At 64.2% G+C, this 8,937-nt stretch carries 5 protein-coding genes; all 5 read right to left on the bottom strand.

Annotated elements, in window-relative coordinates; all coding sequences use genetic code 11:
• Positions 1–484: 484 nt before the first annotated feature.
• The 5 genes from CKO23_RS08600 to CKO23_RS08580 all read right to left on the bottom strand — a co-directional run bounded on the left by CKO23_RS08600 (position 485) and on the right by CKO23_RS08580 (position 8,819).
• Complete coding sequence (locus CKO23_RS08600; protein WP_200330048.1) at positions 485–1,795, bottom strand: EAL domain-containing protein; 1,311 nt, start codon at positions 1,793–1,795, stop codon at positions 485–487.
• A 221-nt stretch (positions 1,796–2,016) separates the two neighbouring features.
• On the bottom strand, positions 2,017–4,062 hold the full coding sequence (locus tag CKO23_RS08595) for an ABC transporter ATP-binding protein (protein WP_200330046.1): 2,046 nt from the start codon (positions 4,060–4,062) through the stop codon (positions 2,017–2,019).
• A gap of 191 nt (positions 4,063–4,253) precedes the next feature.
• Positions 4,254–5,672: an ABC transporter permease gene (locus CKO23_RS08590; protein ID WP_200330044.1), complete on the bottom strand. Its 1,419-nt coding sequence runs from the start codon at positions 5,670–5,672 to the stop codon at positions 4,254–4,256.
• Positions 5,673–5,685: 13 nt separating this feature from the next.
• Complete coding sequence (locus CKO23_RS08585; protein ID WP_200330042.1) at positions 5,686–6,663, bottom strand: ABC transporter permease subunit; 978 nt, start codon at positions 6,661–6,663, stop codon at positions 5,686–5,688.
• A complete protein-coding gene (locus tag CKO23_RS08580; protein ID WP_242482303.1) occupies positions 6,660–8,819 on the bottom strand; it encodes an ABC transporter substrate-binding protein in 2,160 nt (719 codons plus the stop codon). Before CKO23_RS08580 ends, CKO23_RS08585 begins: the two co-directional genes overlap by 4 nt.
• Between the last annotated feature and the right edge of the window lie 118 nt (positions 8,820–8,937).

Raw genomic sequence — 8,937 nt, 5'->3', positions numbered from 1 at the left:
ACGCCCCCTGTGTTCGCTTCGCAGGCGGGATCACTCCCGCACCACGCCACACTCGGTTCCGGTGGATGGCCAATCCTTACCGGCTCGGGACTTTCACCCGGTGGGCCGCAACAAGGAGTTTCCGATTCGCTTATCCGTTCGCTATCTTCCTCTCCTTCCAGGCTTTGCCTGGCGCAACCGAAGGATGATCGACGCCCAAAAAGGCGCGGGGCGGTAGGAGGGGCAAAGTCCGCGCTCGGAGCTTGAGCCTAACCTCGACGCTGGGCGGACGTGCCCATCCTGCAAGGCACTGCGCTGGGATGATGGGCACGCCCGTCGTCCCTCGGCGCTCCGAACGAGGCGCATCGCGCGGGCTTTGCCCATCCTACGCGCTCGACCCAGCCGGGCCGCCAGGTGTCAGTCGCGCCATTGCGACGCGAAAGCGCCTATTCCATGTAGCGCACCAAGGTCGCTCGGCGCTCGCGTGCTTGAACGGGGTCGGCACCTAACCGAAAAGGCCAGAGTCGATCATCCTCACACTCGGATACATCAGCTCTTGGTTCGGCATGCTGGTGAAATTGCCCTGGATGGCGTTCACGCCCGCGGCGAACAGGATGGGCAGAAGATCCGCGCTCTCGACAGCCAGCGCAATGACGCGCATGCCCTCTTTGTGCGCGCAACGCACGAAATTGTTGAGTGCGAGCTGCGAGGCGCTTCCCTCGACCAATCCCTGCGTCGTCGCGCGCGAGAGTTTGACGTGAGTGATCAGACCGCGACGCGCCTCCAAGAACTCGCAGTCGTCGAGTTTTGGATCTTCGACCAGCAAACCATGACGCTTGACTTGGAGCATGGAGGCCAAGCGGTTGAGACCCTCGGCCGCCTCCAGAAAGGCGGACTTGCGGACCTCGACGACGATGGAACCCGGCGCAAGATGCGCGGCGGTGACGAAGGCGCCGATCGCGCGAACCTGCTGTTCGGAACGCAGCGTCTCGTTCGCGAGATTGACGAACAGGGTCGCATCGCGCGCACCGCCCGCCTGCATCTGCTCGAGCACGGCGATCGCCTGACGGCAGATCCACAAATCGATCCTCGGCATCCAGCCCGCGGTGGCGGCGATCGGCAGGAAGGAGTCGGGCAGCAGCATGCGTCCGGACTCGTCCTTCAAGCGGACCAAGGTCTCGAACATGTTGCGATGCTCTTCGTTGGCCTTGAAGGAGATGATGGGCTGGTACTCAAGCACCAAGCCGCCGGCATCGATGAGCGAGCGGATGCGATCCAGCGCCAGGGGCTCGGACGCGCCGGCATCCTCCCCTGCCGCACCGGCGCCCGCCGAACTCGCGGACTTGGCGAGATCCTTGATGGTTGCGAGCGCGACGTGAACGCCGCCGTCCGCGTCCGGGACGGCGACGGAGTGTCTGAGCTGCCGCAGCTGTTTGCGCGTAACGGCGTTCTTGATCTCACGCTCACAGACCATGAGCAGGTGATCGACATCCTGGCGATCGACCACGTCAGCCGCCCCACAGCCATAGCCCTCGACGGGCGTCGGTCCGCTCGACGCGGACTTGAGCAGGACGAGCGAGGCGTCGATGCGGCCCTGCACGGGGTCGAAGCGGCTGGCGATATCCTTCTCGAAGAAGGTATCGGCGTCGCACAGGATCAGATCCCACCACTGCGGCTGGGCAAGTGCCGCTGTGATCGCATCCGCACGCGAGGCCTCAGTCAGATCGACCGCGATCCCCTGTCGATTCAGCAGCGCGCTGATGCGAAGCTCGGCGGGCTCAGGGTGGATACAGAGAATCTTCTTGACCTTGTTCATCCTGAAGCCGTTGTCATTGACCGTCTGAAATGGACGCTCGCCCCATTGAGGCGGTCGCGATTTTCGTCGCGAAACCATACGTCGGGGTCTGGAAAAGCGCAAGCACTACGCACGCAGAGCCGACGAGCGCTTCGCGAAACGGCGCACGGCCCCCAAGCGGCATCCCCTGCCGCAAGCGATCGGCACTCGGTTCGTCATGCGCGCGCGCAAAGATTTGCGCGTCAGACCTCGGCCGCCAGGTGGCAGTGCACCGAGCGCGTCGCGCTCAGTCTGAGCTCATCCGGATAGCTGCGTCGACAGGTCTCGAAGGCCTGCCGACAGCGCGGATGGAAGTGGCACCCTTGAGGCGGATGACTCGGCGAGGGCATGTCGCCCTCCAGTCGGATGACGCTGCGGCGTTTCTCGGGATCCACCACGGGAACGGCGGAGAGCAGCGCCCGCGTGTAGGGATGGCGTGGATCGTCCAGGATCTCATCGACCTGGCCGCGCTCGACGACCCGCCCCAGGTACATCACGGCGACCTCGTGCGCCAAGTAGGCAACCACGGAGATGTCGTGGGTGATGAAGAGGTAGGCGAGCCCGAGCCGATCCTGGAGATCCTTCAAGAGATTGAGGATCTGCGCCTGGACCGAAACGTCGAGGGCACTCGTCGGCTCATCGCAGACGATGATGCGCGGCTCCACCGCGAGTACGCGGGCAATGCAGATGCGTTGGCGCTGGCCGCCGGAGAACTCATGCGGATAGCGGCTCGCCGCCTCGGGATCCATCCCGACCAGCTCGAGCAACTCGGCAACGCGGCGCATTCTGGCCGGGCGGCGCTTCTCGATCCCCAGTGCCTGGAGCCCCTCGCCGATGATGTCGCCCACCAGCATGCGGGGATTCATGGAGGCGAAGGGATCCTGGAAGACGATCTGCAGATCCTTGCGAAAGGGGCGCATCCGCCGATTGCCGAGGCCCATGAGCTCGTGGCCCAAATAGCGAACCGAGCCGCCGGTCGGCGCGATGAGCTGCAGGATGCCTTTGCCGGCGGTCGTCTTGCCGCAGCCGGACTCACCGACCAGGGCCAGCGTGCGCCCGGCGCTCAACGCCATGGAGAGGCCATCGACGGCGCGCACATGCCCAACCACCCGACGCAGGGCGCCGCGATGAATGGGGAAATGGACTTGCAGCCCCGTGGCGCTCAGCAAGGGCTGGTCCACCGCCGAGGCCGACTCGGAGCGGGCTGTGTCAGCCGGGCCAGGCGGCGACACCGAAGGGCTGTGCCCTGCCGCCGCCTTGCCGGATATCCCCGCCATCACGTCGGTATCCCAAAGCGCACAGCGAACGCCCTGCCCTTCCGCGACCTGGAGCCAGCGCGGCGCGTGCATCCGACAGACGTCCATGACGGCGTCACAACGATCGGCGAACCGGCAGCCCTGGAAAACGGTGTCCAGACGAGGAACACGGCCTGGAATCACCGCGAGCCGGCCGCTGCGTTTTTCGGCGCCGGGCAGACTCTCCAGCAGCTTGCGGCTGTAGGGGTGAGCCGGATGGGCGAAGAAGTCGAGGGCAGTCGCCGTCTCGACGATGTGACCGGCGTACATTACCGCCAGACGATCGGCCGTCTCGGCGACGACCCCAAGGTCGTGGGTGATGAGGAGCACGGCCATGCCCGTATCGCGCTGCAGATCTTTCAAGAGACGCAGGACCTGGGCCTGGATGGTCACGTCCAGGGCTGTCGTCGGCTCGTCCGCGATCAGCAGCTCTGGGTCGCCCGCCAATGCCATGGCGATCATGATGCGCTGCTTCATACCGCCGGAGAGCTGATGCGGGTACTCGCTGACCCGCTGCTCGGGATCGGGAATGCCGACCGCGCGCAGAAGCTCCACCACGCGGGCCGGCACCTGGGCGCGGGACCGACCCTCGTGAATGCGCACCGCCTCGGCGATCTGATCCCCGACCGTCAGCACTGGATTCAGCGAGGTCTGCGGCTCCTGAAAGATCATCGCCATCCGCCCGCCGCGCACCTGACGCATCTGCGCCTCGGTCAGACGCAGAAGATCGCTCGATCCGAAATGCACCGCGCCCGCCGTGATCCGCGCGGATGGCGGGAGCAGCCGCATCAGACTCAGGGCCGTCATGGACTTGCCGCAGCCCGACTCGCCCAGCAGGGCAAAGGTCTCGCCAGACTGAATGCGCAAATCCAACCCATCGACGGCTCGCGCTGGCCGATTGGGGTCGCCAAGCAGGGTGGTCAAGCCTTCGACTTCGAGCAGGGGTTGGGGCATGGGGCAGTTTTCAGTTGGCAGTTGGCAGTTGGCAGTTGGCAGTTGGCAGTTGGCAGTTGGCAGTTGGCAGGTGTCAGGTGTCAGGTGTCAGGTGTCAGGTGTCAGGTGTCAGGTGTCAGGTGTCAGGTGTCAGGTGTCAGGTTGGGGCTGTGGGAAGCGGCTCGCGAAATCTGTCCACTGCCGCTCTCCGTTCAGGCCCCCGCCTGCCGCAGCCGCGGATCGAAGGCATCGCGCACCACGTCGGCGAAGAGATTGGCGGCAAGCACCAGTGTGAACATGAAGAGAAAGGCGGCGGCCAGCGACCACCAGACCACGGGGTCGCGAGCCAGCTCCAGGCGTGCGCTGTTGATCATGTTCCCCCAGCTGTTCATGGTCGGATCGACACCGATGTTGACGTATGAGAGCACGGCCTCGGCGAGGACGAGTCCACTGAAATCCAAGACCAGGGTAATGAGGACGATGTGCATGACGTTGGGCAGGATGTGTCGGGCGATCACGGTGAAATGCCCGACGCCCAGCGACTGGGCCGCCTGCACATAGTCGATCTCGCGCAGCTTGAGCGCCTCCCCGCGCAACAGGCGGCAGAGCCCAGTCCAGCTGGTGACGCCCAGAATCAGGCAGAGAAAGAGCAGGCGCAAGTCGGCGCGCTCCACCAGACTCTCGAAGGCGTCGGCGTGATTGCTCATGTAGACCTGCAGCATGAGGATCACGGCCGCGATCAGCAGCACGCCGGGGATGGAGTTGAGCGTGGTGTAAAGGTATTGGATGAGGTCATCGACCCAGCCGCGAAAGTAGCCGGCGGCAATGCCGAGCAAGATGGCGGCGGGCAGCATGACCAGCGTAGTCAGGGTTCCGATCAGCAGGCCCGTGCGAATGCTCTTGAGCGTCTGATAGAAGACGTCCTCACCCACCTTGTCGGTGCCAAGGATGTGGTACTCGCGCGCCAGCTCGCCCGCGACGAAGCCCAGCAGGATGACCACTCCCAAGGCCCCCAGGGCCGTTCGCCAAGGCACATGGGTCTCGCCCGCGAGCACGCGGCGCCTGACCTCGGACAGGGCGACGCCCCAACGCCGCGCGAGCAGCCAGAAGATGCCGAAGCAGAGAAGGATCCAGGCGATCAGTCCTTCGACCAGGCCGACCAGCGTGCGCCAGGCGATGTCCAGCCCACGCTGACGTTGCGGATCCTGCAAGTGCGCACCAGCATGGAGCAGCCGGGGATAGTCGCGAACGACACGGCCATCCGGCTGATCGATCGCCTCTTTGACGTAGAGATGGGTCGCGAAGGGCGCCGAGTAGGTCTTCTCCTGCCGCTCGCGCAGACCGCCGAGCGCCAGATCCAGCAGGCTCAGTACCTCGGGGGCATAGCGCGTCTCTTCGACGCCGGGCTGTGGTCCCTGTTTGAGTCGCAGATGAACCGTATCCAAGAAGCCGACGAGCGCATAGGCCATGAGGACGACCAAGGTGGCAACGCCGACGCGCGAGCGCACCACGCGCCGCCAGGGGTCACGCAGATGCTCGTGGCGCGAGGCATAGAGCGCAAAGGCGCCCCCCAGCGCCAACAGCACGAAGACGAGGGCATCGGTCCAGAGGACGACTGGGATCAAGGGCATGCCGTCGGCGTCCTCATTGCAGCCGGACCCGTGGATCGACCAGGGTGTAGGAAATGTCGGTCAGAATCAGCCCCAGGATGTAGAGCACGGCCCCCAGGAAGACCATGGAGCGCACGATGGCGAAATCCTGATTGCTGATGGCATCGATGGTATAGCTGCCCAAGCCCGGAATGCCGAAAAAGGACTCGGTGATGAGGCTGCCCATGAAGAGCAGCGGCAGCACCACGACGACGCCGGTCAGGATGGGGATGAGGGCGTTGCGCAGCACATGGCGAAAGAGCACGAAGCGCTCGCCGAGACCCTTGGCCCGCGCCGTGCGCACGTAGTCCTTGGCGATCTCCTCCAGGAAGAGCGTGCGGTACCAGCGCGTCCCGGAGCCGATGCCGCCGACGACCCCGACGATGACCGGCAGGATCAGGAATTTCCAGGCATCCAGCCCCTGGTCGTAGCCGGAGATGGGGACCAGGTGGAAGACCTTGCTGAGGACGAACTGGCCGCCGATGATGTAGAAGAGGCTCGAGACCGACAGCATGCCCACCAGGAGCACCACACTGCCGATGTCGATATAGGTCGCCCTGAAGAACACGATGAAGAGGGCGTAGCTGATGTTGAAGGCAAGCCCAAGGATCAGCACGGGGACGGCGATCGCAAGGCTTGGCCACATGCGTTGCGAGATGTCGTAGCCGATATCGCGACCGTCATCCGAGGAGCCGAACTGGAAGGCAAAGAGTTTGACCGATTTCTGGAAGAAAATGGTGTCCGTCAGGCTCGCCAACCCAGGCGCGGCGGGATTGTAGACGAGCGGTCTGTCGTAGCCGTGCTCCGCCTTCCACCCCTCGATCGCCTCGGTGGTGACCCGCTTTTGGCCCAGGTGCATACGCGCCATGTCGTCGGGCGAGTTGACCACGAAGAAGAGCAGAAAGGTGATCAGATTGACGCCGATCAGAATGGGGATGGCATAGAGCACGCGACGCAGGATGTAGGCCGTCACAGGGCGGTGCTCCGCTCGCGTCGGCGCACCATCCACCAGGCGGGGACCACCAACAGGAGAACCACGCCCCCCAGCCCCCATAGCGGCCAGAGGATTGGCGCATTCCACGCGCGCCGCAGCCTCTCGCGCAGCGTTGGATCGATCCGGCGATACTTGAGTGTATTGTTTGCCATCTGGTTGGGATGGGCGTTGTAGAGCCACTGATGATGGAGACTGAAGGCCTTGGGGAAGAAGCCCCAGACCCAGGGGGCATCCGTGCGCGCGATTTCGACCATGCGATCGAGCAGGGCCTGACGCTCGGGTCCGTCCTCCATGAATTTCATGGCATCGAAGAGGCGGTCGAATTCGGGATTGGCATAGTTGGAGGCGTTTTCTCCCTGGTGCTCGACTTTGCCATTGGGGCCATAGAGCAGAAAGAGGAAGTTCTCGGGATCCGGATAGTCGGCGTTCCAGCCCCACATGAAGACCTGGCCGGTGCCGTTGCGGATCTTCTCCTGAAAGCGGTTGTAGTCCGTCGAGCGGATGACCAGCTCGATGCCGAGTTTGGCGAACTGCTTGCGGATCCAGTTCAGACGCGCGCGATCGTCGGGACCAGTCGCCGCCGCCTCGTAGTTGATGGAAAGTGCCCGCCCCGTCTCGCGATCGACGCCGCCCGGATAGCCGGCCTGCTCCATGAGCACGCGTGCCTCGTCCAGACCGCGGCGGACCGGCCGGCCATCGCGCCACGCGTAGACGAATGGATTGATACCCGCCTCCCCTTCTCGGTGCCCGAAGATGCCGGGCGGAATCGGCCCTTGAGCGACCAGACCTCGGCCGTTGGCGAAGATGGAGATAAACTCCTCATAGTCCATGGCGATGGAGATGGCGCGCCGCAAGAGCCGAGCCCGCTGAGACTCCCCACCCACCACGGGGTCGAGCATGTTGAAGCCCATGTAGAAGACGGATGGCTCGACGGCGGTCAATAGCTCGATCCCCTGCCCGCGCATCGCATCCGTGAGGATCGGCTCGCCCTGGGCATCGATCTGGACCGCCTGATCGAAGGCGTCGGACGAGATGCCCGAGCTATCGAAGTAGCCTTGAAGGAACTTGTTCCAGCGCGGAATATCTTCCTTCTCCAGGCTATAGATGGCCCGGTCGATGAAGGGCAGCGGCCTGCCCGCATCGGCGAGGATACCGCTGCCGGCGTCCTCCGGCATGCCTTGGCTCGGATAGCGCTCGCCATGGAAGTTGGGATTGCGATCGAGCGTCATGCGCAGATTCGGGTTGTTCTCGCTCAGCATGTAGGGTCCGGTGCCGACAGGGTACCAGTCGAGGCTGATGTTGCGCTCAGCCATCCCGGGCTGCGCATAGAAGACATCCGCCTCCCAGGGCACGGGCGCAAGGAAGGGCATGGCGAGCCAGTAGCTGAACTGCGGATACTTGCCCTCAACCCTGATCTTGAAGGTTAGGGGGTCGAGCACCTCGACACCCGCGATGCGCGCCTGGCGCAAGGCTTGGACACGCGCGAGCTCGTCGCGCGCGTCGATGCCCTCCAGTGAGGCGGAGAGTGCGCCGAAACCGCGAATATGCTGCTGCATCACGCCGGAAATGGGCGAATGCGACCAGGGCGCCGCCAAGCGCTTGATCTGATAGACGAAGTCCTCCGCAGTCACCGCGCGCGTGCCAACCTCGGCGAAGTCCGAGAGGCGGTTGATGCCGTCGAGGTCGGCGCGCTGCAGTGCGTGATAGACGGAGCGCCCATCGGCATCCTTGGCGAAGGCGGGATGCGGCTGAAAGCGGATGCCGGGCTGGATCCGGATCACATAGTCGCTATGATCGATCTCGGCGGCACTGGCATCCTCGGGCAGGGGTGCGCCGGCGGCGTCGAAATAGGACGGAACCGGCACCTCGGCGGCCGAGAGCGGCACCAGCCGATAGGGGCGCAGGAGAAAATGGTACTGCAGAGGGGGCTCGTAGATCTGCGCCAGGAAGGCATACTCGTTGGAATTGTAGGAGCGCGCTGGATCCAGATGCTTGGGGCGTTCGGCGAAGGAGCTGTAGTAGGTATTGCCCTGGGCATCCGCGCTTGAATAGGGGGTATTCCAAATCCCATCGCCGCATCCCGTCAGCCCCAGGGACAGCAAGCCGAGCAGCCATAACCCGATCTTCTCACTCAAACCGCATGCTCCCGGCATACCCTTCCGTCGACCCACAAGTTTCGGTACTGTTACGCGCCACATTGGGGTGTGATCGACCAATACTATCCTCACCAAACCACTGAGCGCGCATCCAATG

It is taken from the genome of Thiocystis violacea (assembly GCF_016583565.1).
Taxonomy (GTDB): domain Bacteria; phylum Pseudomonadota; class Gammaproteobacteria; order Chromatiales; family Chromatiaceae; genus Thiorhodococcus; species Thiorhodococcus violaceus_A.
Note: the sequence above shows the minus strand (reverse complement) of the source record. Positions and strands in the feature narration are given on the sequence as shown.